Consider the following 18,514-nt stretch of genomic DNA (forward strand, 5'->3'; position numbering starts at 1 on the left):
CTATGGCGGAACGACCTAGTAGGTCACGATTCCTATGTAAACAGTATACAAGGCACCCTGGGACATTGCGCCAGTCGCCACCTCAATCTAGGGCATGTATCTTGCAGACAATTCCTACCGAACACCACCTCCAAACCAATTCCGGGAGACCTCATCTCTAAGAAATCTCAGGCCAAAGTGCTAAGCTCCCTACGAAAGCCTCAATTCTATACGGCGCGCCTGGAGCCATTGCGTGAGGTCCGTTTATCATTGATTCTGACTGGACGGCTTCGCGCTTTTGAGCGTGGATAACCGCATTGAGCAAGGGCGGTACGACTAGTTCGAGCAACACATCAGTGCCCGCCCAAAGCCATGAAGGGCGGAGAGTATTCCACGCAGCCGGAACAGTTGGCCAGGGCACCGCGATTAAACGTTGCAGATTTCGACGCCCTGTCTGAGCGACGCGAGTTTATCGTCGCGTATGGGGATAAATTCTTGCCCGACGAATCCGGTGTAGCCCACCTCGACAATCGCGCGCATGATGGCAGCGTAGTTCAACTCTTGAGTCTCATCAATTTCGTTACGACCGGGGACGCCGCCGGTATGAAAATGGCTGATCCACTGATGATGCTTACGAATGGTGGAGATGACGTCACCCTCCATAATCTGCATGTGATAGATGTCGTACAGCAGTTTGAACTTGTCTGACCCCACCGCTTCGCACAGTGCTACACCCCAAGGCGTACGATCGCACATGTAATCGTGGTGGTCGACTCGGCTGTTCAGCAATTCCATGGTAATGGTCACGCCCGCCGCCTCGGCAATGGGCATCAATCGCTTCAATCCCAGAGCGCAATTCTCCAAACCCTGCTGATCGTCCATGCCCTGTCGATTGCCGGAAAAGCAGATCAAATTATCAACGCCAACCTGGCGCATTTTTTGGATCTGCAGTTTGTAAGCCTCGATCAGCACATCGTGGTATTCTACGCGATTCCAAGCAGCCGTGATTCCACCCACCGACGTGCCATCTGGCGCTTTAACACTTGGGCTGGAGACCATGGCACAGGTCATGTCAAACTTGCGAACTTCAGCGACCTGGTCGGGCTGCAGCAGTTCGATCGACTGCAGGCCAAACTTTTGGCCCTCGCGACATAATGTCGGGATGTCGATCTTGGGATAACACCACTTGCAAACTGAATGTCTGATTTTGCCGGCCATTTTTACGATACCTTGATCTGCCGCCTGCAACCGACCGCCAAGTCCTTCGGCCAACATGGCCGCCACCACAGCCTGGGTTGAACCACGAACAAATCGCCGCCGATTGCCTGCTTGAAACATGGGAATTCTTCCTGAGATTGGTTAGCTGCCATCGGTTGCATGGTAACGCACCTAGCCACCAAGTTCAATCGACTGCGGTCAGGAGCCGATCGGTTTCCCTGGCTGACACGAGGGGTTGTGATCGATGTTAGTTTGCGTGTTCACTCAACAACGCGGCGGTGTAGCCTAATAGATCGCCGCGCTGCTTGGTAAGCTCGCGCATAAGTCGATAATCCCCTAACCGTTGGCTGAGCTGCAATAGCGAGGGAGCGATTCCGAAGCTGCGGCTGCCGGGAGGCATTCGCTCAGCGAGCTGGGTGATCGCTTCGGCGTGGCGACCACAACGGGACAGCAGATCGACTAAGACTTCGACGGCGATAACTCCGTATTGCTGTTGGTCCACCGTGTCCGCTTTGTGCGCAAAGTAGCGAATGCCCGCGTCAACTTGCTGGCCCAGCAGCGCACGGAAGAACGCGATCGAGGCTGGATACAAATCCAAAAACGGCTCTTCGCCAGGATATTGGTACTGCGGATGCAACTTGCGACCGTACTGCGCGATGTCCAGCGCTAATTGCAGGACTTGAGGATCATCAATCACGCGAGCAAATCGAACTGTAGAGGCCAGGTGACTGGTATCCAAATGATAGGCACCATCCTTAAGCAAGTCGGGACGAGCCTGGAGTATGGCTTCTGCCGTCAATTCGACGGGCTGGCTGCCTTCGCGGCGCTGGATGTCATATTTCAGATTTGCCAATAGTTCACCGTGTACATGTCGCACAAGCAATTCCGCCGCTGCCTGCTGATCGGCTCGTGGTCGCGGGGCTAGCGACTGTTCAAACATAGTAATGCTGTTACAGGTACCCATTCGCTGCAAGGCTAATTGGTAACCGCGACGCACATCGACCGCCTCGTGTAGCAGGACGTTGATCAAATCTTCATAGTTCTCGTCGGTTGGTTGAACCTCAGACAAAACAGTTGCGGCATACTGTCGATCGCCGACCGGTCGCAGATACATCCAGCCTTCACGGATTTTGCCTGCCCGGACGAAGGCCTCGCCGACTTGACGACAGACTTCGATCAATCCGCGCTCGAAGCGAGCTTCCGCTTCTTCATCCGCTGGCTGCTCCTGTTCAGCGGTAGCCACTGGCCACCCCATGTCCAATCGAAGCTTCATCTTGAGTGCTTCAAACAGCTCATGGAATTGCCCCTGGCCTTCCAGGTGCTGTGCCAATGCTTGCAGTACTTGGGCTGGCGTTTCTTGAGCTCGGAGCATGTCCAGCGTTTCAAATATTTTTTCAGCCGACATTCGTTTTCAACTAATAATTAGGAGTATTGCAACGGACTGACGAGCGGCCTTCCAGATCTTAGGCTGGCGAACAGGGGCCTCGCGAACGCAGTATAACCGGCGGTGTGTGACTTACCGAAGGGGGTTCGCGCTGCACGTCAGCACAATCGGCCCAGCCGGCGCATGCAGGCATCGGGCGAGGCTCGCCTATAGCTGCGTAAACTATCGTTTTTCAGAATATCGACCCAGCCTGCAAACATTCGGCGATTGGGCAATTACCATGGACTGGCTGGCTTAGTTATGGCGGTAGGATCGTTCGCTGGCGTACTGGCACCAGTTGATGCCAATACGATTGGCTGAGTGAAGATTTTTGTTTCTTGATTTTGTGGAGAGTGTATCTTGAAAATGTTTCGCCCGCTATTAATTCTCGGCGCTGCTCTGGGAGGTGTACTGTCTTTGTCAGTTTCAGTTCGAGCTCAGGAAGAGGCCATTGCAGAGGCTGTTCCGCAAACGGGTGCAGCTGCATCGGCTGCGTCAAATTCAGGTGTCAGTTCTGTAGTTCGCCCCATCACGGTGACTGCCAGTTTGACGGATGATGCAACGGCCATTACTGGCACGCTCAGCGACACCAATACTCTGTCAATCAAAACCGCGTTTGGCTTGGCCGAATTGCCGCTGAGCGAAGTGGCTGGAGTTCGATTTCCTCGCGCAGAAGACACCTCAACCACCGTGGTGATGCTCAACGGTGACTCTATCACCGGGGCCACCGACGTCAAATTTATCACGATCGAAACGGTTTGGGGTAGCGCCAAGATTAACGGACAAAGCATTGCGTCGATGTTGTTCGTACCCGGATTGGCCTGGCAATCGGTAGATGTCCTGGGCAGTCAGCGCTGGCAATTGGTTGAACGGCCTCGAGTGACTCCAGTTCAGCCGGGTGCTAACATTCCGGGTCAACCCAATCCGGCACAGGGACCATCGCGGGTGCCCGTACAACCTGCCCCTGGTGCGCGTGCGAGCAACTAGCCAGCGGTAGTTGAGAGCTAGTCGAGCCAGAGAGTGGAAGGCTCAACCTTCCACGCTTTGGCGAGTGTAGCTACTGGATGCCTAGATCGACTAGCGGAACTGCGATACCTCGGTTGTTGATCTGCCAGGGGATCCAGACCAGACACAGTAGATCGACTTTGATGTCGGTTTTGCGGCACCGGACTTCGATGGGCTGCAAGGTCAGACTTTGTGGCGCATACTTGCTGCTGAGCTCGTCGAGTTCTTGTTGACACTGACTTTCCAGTTCTAGCCGCTGCCCCATCAGCGACTCAACCGTTTCATTGGCCAATCCCACGTTGGATCGCTTTTCGAATGCCCTGGCGGCATCGCGGCCAGCCATCCTCGTACGTGTGGCGGTTACTTTGTTGCCTAGCAAGCGACCCAATACGGTGGTTCCGACGTTCAATACCGTATTCCATTTTTCTTTGTCATACTTGGCCTTTTCCTTTTCCAGACGTTGCTCGGCGGCGCGAATCTTGGCTTCCAAAGATTCATATTGTCGCGCATATTTTTGTTGCAGTTTGGATTTCTCTTGATCGCGCAGCTCGCGGATTTCCTGAGCCCAGCTCAGACGTGCGTCCACTTCATCTTGCCCCGGACGACTGATGCGACCGAGTTGTTTGCATTCAAAGAGTTGTATGGGGCGCTGGCGATAGAGTTCGTCGGCCAGCTCTTTATCCCACTGACGATACGATTTTTCATTGAGCATTGTTCCGGGGATGTCTTCGTACTGGTAATCATATTCAGGCGACTTGGCCAGCTCCAGTGAATCGGGGGGCAATTCAATGGCAGCCCGCCAAATTTGCTCAGGCAATTGACCCTCGTAACAATACAACAATGATCGTGTGTGATATTGATCTAACTTGGAGGCGGCATGGACATAGCGACAAGCCGCCGTGGCCAGCACGGCAGGGCGATAGATTCTGCGCGCCGACGCATCCGGATCACGGCTACTGACCCAAAACCTTTCGGTAATTGCATGAGGTACCAGTGGGCGCTCTGATTTCAAGGTTATGGCGGCGCTTCCGCTGGCCGCTGGCAGTGGTGCGGTAGTCGGAGTCTCGCTTGTCGATTTTGACGCCAGCGCTGGTCGTTGATCAGGTAGCAATTGACTGCGAAGAGGGTCCATCAATTGCTGTATTTGTTGGCGCGACAACGGGCCTCGCAGGTAGCTCATGACCCAACGTGACTGAAAGACCGTGGGTCCGTCGTCGTGCACATTGTTCATTAAGAACACTCGGCTGCCTAAGGCAGCCAACATCTCACTCATTGCCGTCTTGTCGAACCTGGCTCCTGTTTGTGCGGCTGCGCCCTCCAGACCATCGATGATGCGATCTTTGTCTCGCTGCGTTTGCAGCCGACCCAAGAACCATGTCCCAATGTTGGCCAAGCCTTTGTAATCCAAATCAACCGGATTCTGCGTAGCCAGCACAATGCCCAAGCCAAAGGCGCGCGCCTGCTTGAGTAACACCAGCATCGGTGGCTTGCTGGGTGGCTTGGCCGATGGTGGAAAGTAGCCGTAAATTTCATCCATATAAAACAGGGCACGCAAGCTGCTGGTACCAGGCTGGGTTCGCACCCAACTGAGTAGTTCATTGAGCAAGATAGTGACGAAAAACATCCGCTCCGAGTCATTCAAATGGGCGATTGATATGATTGACAATCGGGGCTTGCCCTGACTGGTGTACAGCAGGCTCTTGATATCCAGCGGTTGCCCTTCCAGCCAACCGGCAAATGCCGGACTGGCCAGAAGGTTGTTCAGCCCCATGGCCATCTTCATCCGCTCGCTGGCCGGGAAGAAGGTTTCCATATCAAATACACCTACCTTATCCATCGGCGGGCTTTGGATACTGCGAATCAGCGTGGGCAAGTCCAGATTCTGACCTTGACGCCAGGCGTGATCGAACAGACTAGATAACAAGATATGCTGGCGACTGGTTAACGGGTCTTCGTTGTTACCCATCAGAGTTAACAACCCCGACGCTGCACCTGCCACGCGTTCGCGAAAGACTTCGCTGTCGTCCAACACTGGCTGTGGCGGTGCGTTGAAGCTTTTGAGTACCGTTAGCGGAATGCCGGCGTTGCTACCAGGCGTGTAGATGGCGATGTCCACCGACTGACGATAACGATTGATGCGCTCTGGCGGCTGATCCCATTGGGCAAGTCCGGTTCGCCAACGATCAGCGATTTGAGCCGCATAGTCGGCGGTTGTTTGCCCGGCCCGCGAGGCTTCATCCGGGTCAATCCACTTCTCAAAGTCCTTCGCCTGCAATTCAGGGAAGGCCAGCATCAGGTTTCCTAAGTCGCCTTTGGGGTCAATACAAATCGCCGGAATCCCATCAATGGCCGCTTCCTCCAGCAGCGCCAAACAGAGGCCTGTCTTGCCGCTGCCGGTCATCCCGACGCACATAGCATGCGTGGTCAGGTCTTTGGCATCGTATAAGACTTTGTCGTCCAGCAGTTTGCGGCCATTGAGCTCAAACTTCTTACCCACATAGAAGCTGGCTGGCAGTTCGTAATCCATGTGCTGGGCGTCGGACATTCGACTAGACCTCCTGCAGCGAAAAAGTCACTTGATACGCGATCCTGTCACGCGACCGCCAGCTCATCTTAACAGATGCCAAACGGCCAGATAAGCGAGCTAACGTGCCATGCCGAGGCGGGATAAGCTATGATACTGTAGTAAGTACAAGTGACCGTAGTCACCGAGCCCCATGGATTGCATCGAGCGAACTGATTGAAAGCCAAACCAGTCGCATGTATCGCGAAGCACGCTGAGAGCGTTGATTTTTTCAGATTTGCAAGCTGTGCCGTTCTCTCTGCGCCTTGGTGCCGCTGTATGACTGGAGCTACCTTACAGCGAGTCGGTCGTCCCGTTAGGGACGTGATATTGGTAGAACACACGCTCTCTGGCGTCATGGCGTTCCGTAGGAATGCGATGTTGGCTTCACCATAAATCACCTACCAACATTACGCCCCTAATGGGGCTGGGTGGATGTTGCGGCTGTTTGTTAGCTGGCCAACCGTTCAGTATGGGCTGTTGTCCAATTGCACGCAAACTCGTTATGATAGCGCTTGGCGTGTCCTTTCTCTCGAACTTGTTTGGTTGATCAAACAACAGTTTCAGGCAGGGCACCTTTTAACGAACACCAACGCAACACAGGCTCCGTGATCGCGTTCCCGTTTTTTCAGTTGAATTCCCTCGGCTCGGGGGCGCACCAGCCAGATGCCACTGGCCGGATGCTGCCTCCCGCGATATTTATTGTTCGAGCACTAACATGCCCGCTGGCTCGCAGCCGCCCATTGATGATAAGACGGCCTTAGTACAACTGAGCCAAGCTGTGGCAGAGATTCGACTGCAGCTCGGACAGGTTATCGTTGGGCAATCCGCCGTCATCGATCAATTGCTGATCACGCTGCTGGCTGGCGGACACGCGCTACTGGTAGGCGTGCCTGGTTTGGCTAAGACACTGCTAGTCTCAAGCTTGGCCAAGGCCCTGCAGCTTCAGTTCAGTCGAATACAGTTCACGCCAGACTTGATGCCCGCTGACATTACCGGTACCGAGATCATTCAAGAAGATCGATCGACTGGCAGCCGCGATCTTCGATTCATGCCTGGCCCGGTATTTGCCAATATCATCTTGGCCGATGAAATCAACCGCACCCCCCCCAAGACTCAAGCAGCGCTGCTGGAAGCGATGCAAGAACGACAGGTAACCGCCGGTGGTCGCCGACACGCACTGCCGAATCCCTTTTTTGTCTTAGCGACTCAGAATCCGATTGAACAGGAAGGCACCTATCCTTTACCGGAAGCTCAGTTAGACCGCTTTATGTTGCATATCTTGGTCGATTACCCCAGCCAACAAGAGGAGTTGGAGATCGTCTTGCGGACCACAGCCGATCAGATTGTCGAACCAACCGCAACGCTGTCAGGTGAAAAACTGATTGGACTGATCCATGTAGTTCGCCGAATCGCCATTACTCCATCGGTGGCGACGCTGGCAACTTGCATTGCTCGATTGACGCGACCGTTGGAACCGCTTGCCAGCCCGCTGGTCAAGCGCTGCGTGCGCTGGGGTGCCGGACCGCGCGCCAGCCAATACCTGGTACTGGGTGCCAAGGCGCGGGCCGCCATGCACGGCCACCCGGTAGTTGGACAAGAGGACATATTAGCTGTGGCCCAGCCGGTGCTCAGACATCGTATCAAACTGAATTTTCAAGCCGAAGCCGACGGCATCAACAGCCAGCAGCTGATCGACGATGTGATCGCTCAGGCTCAGCAAGTTCTCTCGAATCGTTCTGCCAGTGAACAGCTCGACCAAATACTTCGATCCTGAGACGTTAGCGCTGATCCGACCGCTGGGCCTGCGAGTACGAGCAGTGGTCGAGGGTTTGACCGCTGGATTGCATCACAGTCGGCAGCGTGGTCAGTCGCTGGAATTTGCTCAACACCGCGAATACGTTCCAGGCGATGATCTGCGACAGGTGGATTGGAAGGTGTTTGCCCGCACCGACAAACACTACGTGCGACAATTTGAGGATGAAACAAATCTAACGGCCATGGTCTTGCTGGATAGGAGCCGCAGCATGGACTATCAAGGTCCGCGTGGCGGTTTGTCTAAACTCGAATACGCGCAATTGATTGCATGCAGTCTGATCTATCTAATCATTGCCCAGCAAGATAGTGTGGGGCTGGCCACGTTTACAACGGACCTCCAGGACTGGTTGCGTCCGAGTAGTAGCCCGGTGCAAGTCGACAATGCTATCGGTTTGCTGGAACAACCTTCGGCCAATGAGCGCAGCAGTAACGTGTCTCGGGTTCTGCAACAATGCGCCGATCGGCTCACCAAACCAAGTTTGATCATTCTGATCAGTGACTTATTGGATAATCTGCCAGGCATACTCAAGGCGCTAAATATCTTGCGCTTGGCTGGTCACGAGGTATTAGTGCTACATGTACTGGACGCATGGGAAATTGAATTCCCATTCGATCGAGCCTGCAGTTTCGAAGGACTGGAAGGTGAAATGCCGTTGGCCGTTGATCCGCAATTGATCGCCGGTGCTTACCGCACCGCCGTGGCCGATTTTTGCAGACAAGTTGAGTTAGGGTGCCGTCAAATAGATGGCGATTATTATCGGCTGCGCACTGACCAGTCGCTGGCGGTTAGCCTGTCGAGACTGCTGGCTCAGCGGCGGATGCGAAGGAGATAGCCATGTATGCCGTTGTGTTAGCTCAAGTTGGCTTTTCTAGCGCCGCGATGTTGGCTTGGGGCGCTGCTGCTTTGATTCCGCTGGTACTACATTTATGGCGACAGCGACGGCGGATAAGTGTACCCTGGGCGGCCATGCAATTGCTACGACAGGTGCAAGCTCATCAAGCTCGCCGTGCCAAGCTTTTCCAATGGCTGCTGGTGCTGTTGCGCATGTCGCTGCTGGTTGTGCTGGCGTTGGCGTTGGCACGACCCTTTTGGACTTCCTCGACAGTCAGCGATGGCACATTCACTCAACCTGTCGGGAAGTTGTGGATACTGGTGGTCGATACCTCGTATTCCATGGGATATCGCGCCGACCAGCTAACGCGGCTGGAGCGGGCCACTGAGCGGGCCATGCAGATTCTGGCGGGCAGCCGTCCAGGAGATGCCTATGCATTAATTGCGGCCGAAGATCCCGCGCGGGGGGTGGTGGTCAGACCCACTTTGGACCGCCAGCGTATGGCGGCCGAAATCCAGCGACTGACCGATACTGCGTTGGGCTGCGATTTGGCTTCGGCCCTGACGATGGCTGATCAAATCGCCCAAGACGGCGCTCAAACCGGCGGTGTACCACGAACTGTTGAAATCGTTTTATTCAGCGATCTGAGCAGCGATTCGTGGCAGTCTGCCGTAGATGGACCGGCTGCGCGACTATGGCAGCAATTGCAACAGCGTTATCGAGTCACGATCGAGCCCATTGTCGATACGCGCCCAGTGAACATGGCTGTCGAAACGCTGACCGCCTCGGCGACGCGCGTCGTGACCGGCAATCCGATCAACGTTCAAGCTACCATTGCCAATTTCAGCGAGGCAGTGACTGGACTAGAGGTCGTCCTGGAACTCTCTGGACAAGTCGTCGCCAGGCAGCGTATCGATGTACCTTCTTACGATCGCCAGACGGTTCAATTTGAAATCAAAGCCTACCAGCCAGGCATGCAGGTCTTGTCTGTCAGCATCCCTACCGACCGTTTACTGATCGACAATTACCGTGATTTGATTATCGATGTTCGCTCGGCTCATCGCGTGCTGATTGTGGCCCACCAAACGCAAGTCATCAATGCTTGGGACCTGGCACTGCGGTCACACCACGAAGCGACGCGCGTCATCGCCGCCAGTAAGTTGCCGACAATGTCTCTGAAAGACTGGGATATCATCGTTATTGACAATCCCACGCCGACTGGACTGAACAGTCTGGAACGGTTGACCGAATATGTTCATGCTGGCGGTGCAGTCATCATGGCGATTGGTTCTAACCTGGGTGAAGATTTTCTTCAGGACATTCAACCGAACACTCTGACGGCTCTTACCAACCTACTGGGTTGTCGGTTGCGATCTGCCAGCCAGTATGGTTCCTGGGACATCGATCCATTGGAATACTCCAGTCCTGTGGTTTCGGCCTTTGCTGGATTTCCGAACTCTGGATTGCTGACGACGCCCATCTTTCGGTACTGGGTAACCGACGTTGCGAGCGCTGAGTTGCAGGTCGATCTAGCACTGGCTACGGGGAAGCCGCTCATTGTTCGACACGCGTTGGGTCAAGGCACTGTAGCCACATGGCTGTCTGCACCGGAAGACGGTCAGAATTTAGTCGGCAAGGAAAGCTGGAATATCGTCGCAGGCTGGCCTAGTTTTTTACCTTTGGCTCAACAACTGGCCAATGTACTGGTGAGCGATGACTTGCAGCGCCTCAATGTGCTGGCAGGCCAACCATTAACGCTGTCGGTGCCAGCAGCGGTTGATGCAGTGGCGTTTCAACTAATTCGTCCTGACCAACAAACCGTACAATTGATGTGTCAGCCATCAACAACAACTGAGGGCAACACATGCATTTATCCCACTACGGATCGGCGTGGAGTTTATCGGTTGACAGGACCGAACGTAGATTCACTGTTCGCAGTCAATATCAATGCCCGTCAAAGCGACCTGCGCCGTTTGGATCCCGCGCTGTTGTCTGCACTCAAAGCCACTGTCTATATCCCCGATAGGCTAACCGAGATGTCTGGTTCGGCAGTTCAAAATGATTCGGTAGCCCGTTATCTGTTGATACTGCTGGGGGGATTATTGATTGGCGAATCCTGTCTGGCATGGTTCTTGGGAAGGCGCACAGCATGAACCTTCAACCTGTCGAGTCAGTCGAAACGACCTTACTGGTTCAATGGCCGCTGCCGCTGTGGATCACGCTGGTATTGGTCGCGATGGTTGGCAGTCTGGTCGCCTGGCTGTATCTCCACGAACGCGGTAACGCCTCACGTGGTTGGCGGCTGGGTTTGGCTGCGCTTCGAGGTATCGCGTTGGCACTAGTTTTATGGATGATGTCGGGTTGGAGCTGGCATCGCAACCGCATTCAGCGCCCGGACTTGGTTATTGCCGTGGATGTTTCAGACAGCATGCGCACGGCCGATGGCAGCGCTGATCAGACAGGCAGACCAGCGCTCACTAGATTAAAACGTACAGAAGAGTTACTGAGCCTCTCAAAAGGTCAACTTGCTCAACTTCAGCAACAGTACCATGTGCGAAGTTTTGCGGTGGCCGACACGGCAGTGGTCTCTGAATTAGATTTGTCTACAGGGCACTGGTCGGATTCGTCGCCATCCTCGCCGATGATGAAGGCCACAAACCATAGCCGTTTGGGGGATGCGCTGTGTCAGATTATTGACCAGCAAGCTGGTCGTGGAACTGCAGCTATCCTATTTTTGAGCGATGGAATTGCGACCGCTGGCGTGACGCTGTCCGAAGCGGGCCGTCGAGCGCGACTTGCGGGACTGCCAATTCACGCAGTCGCCGTTGGCCAACAGCATGTTCGGCCCGACCTGCGTATTGGCGACTTGCTGGCCGATCAACAGGTCTATCTCGGCGACCAGGTTACGCTAGAGGCCTCCGTCTTTGCTGATGATATTACTGAGACGAGTGCGTTAGTTCAGTTAACCGACTTGGCCAGTGGCAATATTCTGGACCAACAGCGCGTGCAACTGACCGACGCTGTCAGCCAGCAATCCGTTAGGTTAAGTTTTGTGCCCGACCGAGCAGGCGAAATTGCCGTGCGGGTACAAGTTCAAGCGTTGCCTAACGAATTAGACACTCTGAACAACCGTGTCGAGCACCGGTTGTTGGTAAACGATCGCGTGATTCGCGTGTTAATGGTATTTGCCGAACCCAGCTACGAGTTTCGATTTCTCAAACACTTCTTGGAACGCTCGACTCTGTTGGGAGCCGCCGCTACTAAAGCGTTTGAACTGACCAGTGTGTTGCAGGCGGCGGACCTGGAATACATCCAGCAGGATAGCTCAGCGGAACGCTTTGTGCCCAGCGATCCGGCTGCTCTGGCTCAGTTTGATGCGTTTGTGTTCGGCTCGATGAATTCAAATGCGATTCCTCGCAGCACACAGCAAGCCATTGTTCAGTCGATTATCGAAGGCGGTGCAGGTTGCATATTTTTGTTATCCGATCAGCGTGCCTTCCAGTCGCTGAACGATTGGCCACTGAAGATGCTATTGCCTACTCAGACGTTGGCCAACCTTGAGACAAATTCTTCAACTACCCAGTATCAACTGTCGGCTCAACCATCGGGCCGGTCGTCTTGGAGTCTTCCAGCCGTGGTGCTTGCGGATCAAAGCCACTGGCAACTCGATATGCTGCCTCGACTGCAATCGCTGTTGCACATTGAATCGCTGAAGCCAGGTGCCCAGGTATTGGCTGAAGTTCGCCCGACTGATGGCGGGCAGCTCAGGCCGCTGTTAGTTGCGCAATTTGCGGGAGCGGGTCGATCGGCGTTGTTGGCCACCGATGAGACATACCGCTGGACCGGTGCCTTTGGTTCTGACCGTTTTCATCAACAGTTCTGGGGACAGACTCTGCGCTGGTTGTGTCGTGGCAAGCTGGCGACATTGAATCCATCGGAATTGAAAGCCTTGCCCGTGCAGGCTCCCGTGGGCTCGCCGATTTCGTTCCAATTGCGACTTCCTTCAACCCGAGCGGGAGTCGCTGAAACTGCTGAACTGAGCATCACGCGTGCCGACGGCTATCAGCGTTCCATTCTGCTGGCCAATCTACCAGCTCATCCGGGGCAGTTTCAGGGTACTGTTGAGAAACTTGAACCGGGGTCGTACTGCGGAATATTAGTGCAGCCCGCGCTGGCCGAGCCACTGTCGGTCGATTTTTCGGTGACGGCTCCGCCCGGTGAATTGGCTCAATTACGGACGGATTTTCTGGCAATGCAGGAAATGGCTGATTTATCCGGGGGCTGTGCTTATCGCGATGATTCCGGCCATCTCTGGCCAAGCCACTTGCCACCCGGCAATTCTACGGTGGTGGGCAGTTTGCCTCCGTTGCCAATTTGGAATCAGCCTGTGGTGACATTATTATTGCTGTTCATTTTGACTGCTGAATGGCTACTGCGCCGCCGGATGAACATGCTTTGATGCGTTCAGCGGTCAGCCTGATTAGTCTCAAAATGTAGCGTAAATCCGTTCCCCCTGGTACAATGAGCGGGTTCGTAACCACCTTTCACTCCCGCCTTGATAGGAGCCCGCCACATGTCCCGCTCGGACCTATTTCCATCGCGTCAGACCTCGCGTTCTAGCCGCCGACAATTCCTGGCAGGTTCTGCTGCTGCGGGTAGTACGTTGATCTTGACCGGTACGCGAGCTTCCGGTGCTGTGCTAGGGGCCAACGATCGCCTGCGAATCGGGGTGATTGGACTCAATGGCCGAGGGCACGCGCATATCAGCGGCTGGTTGGAACAGCAAAACGTCGAGATCGCTTGGGTGGTTGACCCCGACTCCAATGTCTTGAGTACCGCTGCGGCGATCATCGACAAAAAGACCGAAGGTGCGATGAAGCCACAAACCACCTCCGACATTCGCTATGCGCTGGAAGACAAAACATTGGATGCTGTTTCGATCGCTACGCCCAATCATTGGCACTCACTGATGACGATCTGGGCGGCACAGGCAGGCAAACACGTTTATGTCGAAAAACCGATGAGCCACGATGTGGCCGAAGGTCGCATCGCTGTCGCTGCTCAGCAGAAATATGGCGTCGTCGTTCAGCACGGCACGCAAAATCGCAGCAACGCTTCAATCGCCGGTTTGCATGCGGCCATCCATGAAGGCAAGTTTGGTCGATTGAAGATTGCCTACGGCTATTGCTGTAAGCCTCGCAATACCATTGGCAATCGGCCGGTGGGTGAGCCCCCAACTAAACTGGATTGGAATCTGTGGCGCGGACCGGCGGATGTACAGCAGTTTCATGGCAATTATGTACATTACGGCTGGCATTGGTTTTGGAATACCGGCAACGGTGATTTGAATAATCAGGGTACGCATCAACTGGATATTGCGCGCTGGGCAATTGACCCTGACCAAACTCACCCGGTTCGCGCCATGGCCATTGGTGGACGTTTTATGTGGGACGACCAAGGCGAAACGCCCAACACGATGTTTGCTCTGGCGGAATACCCCAATGGACAACAAGTGTTCTTCAACGTTCGCAATGTGAATTACAAGGGCTACGAGAAGCAGGTTGAGAACGAATATTACTTTGAAGATGGTGGCCGCATTGTTCGCGGTATGTACTATGCCAAAGACAGTACCGAGGGCGTCAAAGTAAATGTACCCCCTGGCAAGGTAACGCCCGGAGGTAATTGGGGATCATTCATCGCGGCTTGTCGCGCCGGTGATCCGCAAATGGCCAATGGCAATGCCGCTGAGGCTCATTACGGATGCGTGTTGGGCCACCTGATGAACAATTCGTATCGCTTGGGAGAAGCACTGCCATTTGATGTCTCCGCGGGTCGCTTTGGTGACAATGCCGATGCGGCTGAGCACTTTGGCAGACTGCACACGATTATGGCCGACGGCGTGGGCGTGCCGGTGGATGGTACGACCTATCGGGTTGGACCGTGGTTGACCTTCGATCCTCAAACCGAACGCCACGTAGGTGATCATGCGGACGCAGCCAACGCGCTACTGAAGGATCCCAACCGAGCTGGATTTGAAATACCAGATATCAATCAGGTTTAGCAGTGGGCTTGGTAACGAGCGCGGCGCATCAGCAGCAGTCCGGCAATGGTCATTACGCCGCCGATGATTTGGACCGCTAACAACTGTTCGCGCAGCAGCCACCAGCCCCCCAACACGGCGACTAGTGTTACCACGTTTTGATAGATTGAAGCGTAGGACGCTCCTGCGCGGCGCACACCGGCGTTCCAGGCCGCATAGGCTATACCCGTGGAAAACACGCCGCTGTAAGCCATGGCTGCCCAATAGCCGGGCGCATGGGATGTTCGCAGGACATCTGGCAAATGCTGCCAAGCTATACACCAGTGAATAGGCGTGGTCGCTAGCGAGCTGAAGGCGGCCAATTGTAGCGGTGTCAAGACACGCAACAGATTACGACTGAGGATCGTGGCGCTGCCCCAAGCCAACGTGGCTATCAGCACGAACAAATTGCCAGTCAAGTACTGGCTGCTGAGGCTGACCTGGCCAGCTCCATTCAGGATGATCAGCCCCGTCCCCACTGCAGTGATCAACAACCCTGTCCATACGATGCCAGGCAATCGCTCATTGAATAACAACATCGACATGCCTGCCGTCCACATCGGCAATGATGCAAAGATCAACGCTACATTGCCGGCTGTGGTCAACGATATGCCTTGAACATAGGCCAACAGATAAATGACTCCATTGAGCAGGCAGTAGAGGGCTATTGTCAGCCAGGGTAAGGTGCGCATTCGGACACGGATCGCAGGGTAAAGCTGCCATTCAATAGCTGCCATCACGACCAGCGTCGATACGGCAAATAACAGTCGCAATGCGTTAAACACGTAGGCGTTCGTGCCAGTGATGGCCGCCTTGAAGACCACGATGTTGATGCCCCACAATAGGGCCGTGAATAGCAACAACCCATCGGCTACCCAATCATGGTGCGCTGACGGCCTGGCTAGCGATGATGGCTGCACGGTCAAGATGTCGTTTTCTGATTGTGAGTCGATGACGAATCGCTCTCATCACTTTGGGGATGAGGCCGTTCAATATACACTGGTAGGCCGCTTTGTCCGACCACAACACATCATTACTCGACAATATGAATCGTCTGCCTGTTAGTGTTGCCATGTTACCAACGCTGTTGGTTCCACCTGACCCTGCGCTGCGTTGTGGCTCGGTAGTCGTCGATACATTGCGCTTTACAACGACCGCTGTCCAGGCGTTATCAGCCGGTGCGCGGTCGATCCTGGCTGTCCAGAGTATTCCCGACGCCCGGCAGCTTGCCGACAGTTCAGGCCATCCTCGACCCCTGTTATGTGGCGAACGTGACTGTCGTCCCATTCCCGGCTTTCAACTGGGCAATAGTCCTTTGGAATTCAAGACGCATACCGTACGGAGCCAACATTTGATTTTTTCCACGACCAATGGCACAAAAGCCATCCTGTCGACGGCTCAGTTTTCGAATTGTTATTTAGCCGCTTTTGTCAATCGCTCCGCGATGGCTCGGTTAATGAGTCAGGCCTCAATGGATTGTTGGCATCTGATCTGTTCTGGAACCGACGGGTTGATTGCCGGTGAAGACCTGTTAGCGGCTGGAGCCATCTTGGAGCAATTGGAGCGGGTCATGGGCCAGGGCTCGTTGGCTCTCGATGATTCAGCGGTGATCGCTATGGACGCTTGGCAGCAAGCCATATCGCGTGGTACTGCTTTGTCCACTGAGTTGGAACGTTTTGTGGGTGCTCAGAATCTGATTCGCGCCGGTTTTGGGGAGGATGTCGCTTTCGCTGGACAAGTTGACCTCTGTGAAGTTGTGCCAGTTCGACGATCGATCGATGGGCTTTTGATATCGAAGTTTGAACCGGATGCGAACTATAATTGAGCCGGCTATGTCTTGCCCAGCAAGTCCTTAACTGCCAGGAGTATGATGGATTTATCCGCTTTGCGCCAAGAGTATGCCAATCAAGAGCATGATGTGGCTACCACGGCTGAATGTCCTTACGAACAGTTTCAGCGCTGGTTCGATCAGGCCGTACAAGCCCAATTGATAGAACCCAATGCGATGGTACTGGCCACCGTCGATGATCAACAACGTCCGAGTCAGCGAACGGTGCTGCTGAAGTATTTTGATCGACATGGCCTCGTATTCTTCACCAACTATGGCAGCCGCAAGGCTATTCAGATGACCAGCAATCCTCAAGTTACCGTACTGTTTCCCTGGTACGGTCTGCATCGACAAGTAGAAATTAGCGGTGCGGTAGTCCGAGTTTCCAGTGCCGAATCGCTCAAGTATTTTGCGACTCGACCTCGGGGCAGCCAATTGGGTGCGTGGGTGTCTCAACAAAGCCAGGTTGTCTCCAATCGCAGTATCTTGGAGGCTAAGTGGGAAGAGCTAAAACGCCGGTTTGGTGAGGGCCCAATCCCACTTCCGTCGTTTTGGGGAGGCTACCGAATTGAACCTTGGCGATTTGAATTCTGGCAAGGTGGTTCGCGAAGACTTCATGACCGCATTGAATATCGGCTCTCGGATAACTCAAGTGCGTGGCAACGAGTTCGCTTAGCGCCTTAATTTTCTTTAGTTTTAAACGCTGGCAGCCACGTTCACCAGATCATGACCTGGTGCTCTGCACATTCCGACCTGTGCGGCTAATGGCGAATTGTGGTCAGTCACTGACCGAGCACGTACGCAAAGATTAGCGGCGCTACGATGGTCGCATCGCTCTGTATCATGAATTTGGGTGTGGACTTGCTCAGCTTCTTCCAAGTGATTTTTTCATTTGGTACGGCTCCTGAATAACCTCCATAGCTGGTAGTGGCATCGGATATTTGAGCAAAGTACGACCACATTGGGACATCTTGTTCCAGATCTTGGATGAGCATGGGCACGGCACAGATCGCAAAATCGCCAGCTATCCCTCCACCGATTTGAAAGAAGCCGATAGGGCTACTGCGGCTCTGCTCGCGATACCACTCTGCTAAGACCTGCAACTGCTCGGTGCCTGACCGTAAGGCTGCATGAGTCTTGACCGTGCCATCCATCACTCGGGCGGTAAACATGTTGCCCAGCGTGCTGTCTTCCGTTCCCGGCGAGTAGATGCGTAAATTCATTTGCTTGGCGGCGTAGACCCAGGAATCTTCAATGGGTATGTGATAATGCTGCCGCAGTTCCGTCTCGTCGAGCAATTTGTAGAAGTATTCGTAAGGAAACAATCCGCTGCCGCTGAGTCCTTGCTGAACCCAGTATTTCGTTAAGTATTCCCGCATGTGCATCATCACCGCTTCGGGGATGCAGGTATCCGTTACGCGATTGAATCCTTGGCTATAGAGTTGGACTTCGTCCTCGGCACTTAAGGCTCGCCAGTCGGGTATCACCCGATAGTCATTGTGAGCAAATAGGTTGAATAAATCTTCTTCCAGGTTGGCGGCGGTACAACTGATGGCATGTACCTTGCCCTGACGGATCATCTCCGCTAACGATATCCCCAACTCCGCTGTACTCATGGCACCAGCTAATGACACCATCATTTTGCCGCCGTCGTCGACGAATTTCTCGTAAGCTTGCGCTGTGGCTAGAGTTTCGCGCGCGTTGAAGTGCCGATAATGGCGTTCCATGAATCGACGAATGTGCACGCCTCGTTCCTTGTCACCAGCCG

Annotated in this window: 13 protein-coding genes; 8 read left to right on the forward strand and 5 right to left on the reverse strand. The window is 54.3% G+C overall.

Annotation, left to right across the window (positions count from 1 at the left end):
• Positions 1-405 precede the first annotated feature (405 nt).
• Together KF752_05370 and KF752_05375 are read right to left on the reverse strand one after the other, a co-directional pair.
• Positions 406-1,317 carry a TIM barrel protein gene (locus tag KF752_05370; protein MBX3420972.1) on the reverse strand — a complete coding sequence of 304 codons (912 nt, stop codon included), beginning with the start codon at positions 1,315-1,317 and terminating at the stop codon, positions 406-408.
• A 127-nt stretch (positions 1,318-1,444) separates the two neighbouring features.
• Positions 1,445-2,602, reverse strand: coding sequence for a hypothetical protein (locus KF752_05375; GenBank protein ID MBX3420973.1), 1,158 nt, complete (start codon positions 2,600-2,602; stop codon positions 1,445-1,447).
• A 378-nt stretch (positions 2,603-2,980) separates the two neighbouring features.
• Here KF752_05375 and KF752_05380 point away from each other — a divergent pair, with 378 nt between their 5' ends.
• Positions 2,981-3,607 (forward strand): hypothetical protein, encoded by a 627-nt coding sequence (locus KF752_05380; GenBank protein ID MBX3420974.1) that lies wholly within the window; start codon positions 2,981-2,983, stop codon positions 3,605-3,607.
• Between the two features lie 70 nt (positions 3,608-3,677).
• Here the strand turns inward: KF752_05380 and KF752_05385 are convergent, their stop codons facing one another.
• Positions 3,678-6,152 (reverse strand): ATP-binding protein, encoded by a 2,475-nt coding sequence (locus tag KF752_05385; GenBank protein MBX3420975.1) that lies wholly within the window; start codon positions 6,150-6,152, stop codon positions 3,678-3,680.
• Between the two features lie 754 nt (positions 6,153-6,906).
• Here KF752_05385 and KF752_05390 point away from each other — a divergent pair.
• The 5 genes from KF752_05390 (at position 6,907) to KF752_05410 (ending at position 14,900) form a co-directional block, all read left to right on the forward strand.
• A complete protein-coding gene (locus KF752_05390) occupies positions 6,907-7,965 on the forward strand; it encodes an AAA family ATPase (GenBank protein ID MBX3420976.1) in 1,059 nt (352 codons plus the stop codon).
• Positions 7,934-8,839 (forward strand): DUF58 domain-containing protein, encoded by a 906-nt coding sequence (locus KF752_05395; protein MBX3420977.1) that lies wholly within the window; start codon positions 7,934-7,936, stop codon positions 8,837-8,839. Before KF752_05390 ends, KF752_05395 begins: the two co-directional genes overlap by 32 nt.
• Positions 8,840-8,841: 2 nt before the next feature.
• Positions 8,842-10,992, forward strand: a complete 2,151-nt coding sequence (locus KF752_05400; protein MBX3420978.1) for a VWA domain-containing protein — start codon at positions 8,842-8,844, stop codon at positions 10,990-10,992.
• On the forward strand, positions 10,989-13,298 hold the full coding sequence (locus KF752_05405) for a hypothetical protein (protein MBX3420979.1): 2,310 nt from the start codon (positions 10,989-10,991) through the stop codon (positions 13,296-13,298). The genes KF752_05400 and KF752_05405 overlap by 4 nt, the downstream gene beginning before the upstream one ends.
• Positions 13,299-13,502: 204 nt before the next feature.
• Positions 13,503-14,900, forward strand: coding sequence for a Gfo/Idh/MocA family oxidoreductase (locus tag KF752_05410; GenBank protein ID MBX3420980.1), 1,398 nt, complete (start codon positions 13,503-13,505; stop codon positions 14,898-14,900).
• Here the strand turns inward: KF752_05410 and KF752_05415 are convergent.
• The gene (locus KF752_05415) at positions 14,897-15,838 is read right to left on the reverse strand and encodes a DMT family transporter (GenBank protein ID MBX3420981.1); all 942 of its coding nucleotides are present in this window, start codon (positions 15,836-15,838) and stop codon (positions 14,897-14,899) included. The genes KF752_05410 and KF752_05415 overlap by 4 nt on opposite strands.
• Positions 15,839-15,963: 125 nt before the next feature.
• Here KF752_05415 and KF752_05420 point away from each other — a divergent pair, with 125 nt between their 5' ends.
• Positions 15,964-16,743 carry a 2-phosphosulfolactate phosphatase gene (locus KF752_05420; GenBank protein MBX3420982.1) on the forward strand — a complete coding sequence of 260 codons (780 nt, stop codon included), beginning with the start codon at positions 15,964-15,966 and terminating at the stop codon, positions 16,741-16,743.
• A 42-nt stretch (positions 16,744-16,785) separates the two neighbouring features.
• A complete protein-coding gene (pdxH, locus tag KF752_05425; protein ID MBX3420983.1) occupies positions 16,786-17,430 on the forward strand; it encodes a pyridoxamine 5'-phosphate oxidase in 645 nt (214 codons plus the stop codon).
• 98 nt (positions 17,431-17,528) lie between these two features.
• On the opposite strand, the gene KF752_05430 is transcribed toward pdxH, so the two are convergent.
• On the reverse strand, positions 17,529-18,473 hold the full coding sequence (locus KF752_05430) for a deoxyhypusine synthase family protein (protein ID MBX3420984.1): 945 nt from the start codon (positions 18,471-18,473) through the stop codon (positions 17,529-17,531).
• Positions 18,474-18,514: the final 41 nt, after the last annotated feature.

The sequence above is a fragment of the Pirellulaceae bacterium genome, from assembly GCA_019636385.1.
Taxonomy (GTDB): domain Bacteria; phylum Planctomycetota; class Planctomycetia; order Pirellulales; family Pirellulaceae; genus Aureliella.

Bases quoted from the DNA above. Each gene is read 5' to 3' on its own strand.
- KF752_05385 (MBX3420975.1), bottom strand. From the start codon at position 6,152: ATGGATTACGAACTGCCAGCCAGCTTCTATGTGGGTAAGAAGTTTGAG.
- KF752_05430 (MBX3420984.1), bottom strand. From the start codon at position 18,473: ATGGAACGCCATTATCGGCACTTCAACGCGCGCGAAACTCTAGCCACA.
- KF752_05390 (MBX3420976.1), top strand. From the start codon at position 6,907: ATGCCCGCTGGCTCGCAGCCGCCCATTGATGATAAGACGGCCTTAGTA.
- pdxH (MBX3420983.1), top strand. From the start codon at position 16,786: ATGATGGATTTATCCGCTTTGCGCCAAGAGTATGCCAATCAAGAGCAT.
- KF752_05400 (MBX3420978.1), top strand. From the start codon at position 8,842: ATGTATGCCGTTGTGTTAGCTCAAGTTGGCTTTTCTAGCGCCGCGATG.
- KF752_05405 (MBX3420979.1), top strand. From the start codon at position 10,989: ATGAACCTTCAACCTGTCGAGTCAGTCGAAACGACCTTACTGGTTCAA.
- KF752_05375 (MBX3420973.1), bottom strand. From the start codon at position 2,602: ATGTCGGCTGAAAAAATATTTGAAACGCTGGACATGCTCCGAGCTCAA.
- KF752_05420 (MBX3420982.1), top strand. From the start codon at position 15,964: ATGAATCGTCTGCCTGTTAGTGTTGCCATGTTACCAACGCTGTTGGTT.
- KF752_05370 (MBX3420972.1), bottom strand. From the start codon at position 1,317: ATGTTTCAAGCAGGCAATCGGCGGCGATTTGTTCGTGGTTCAACCCAG.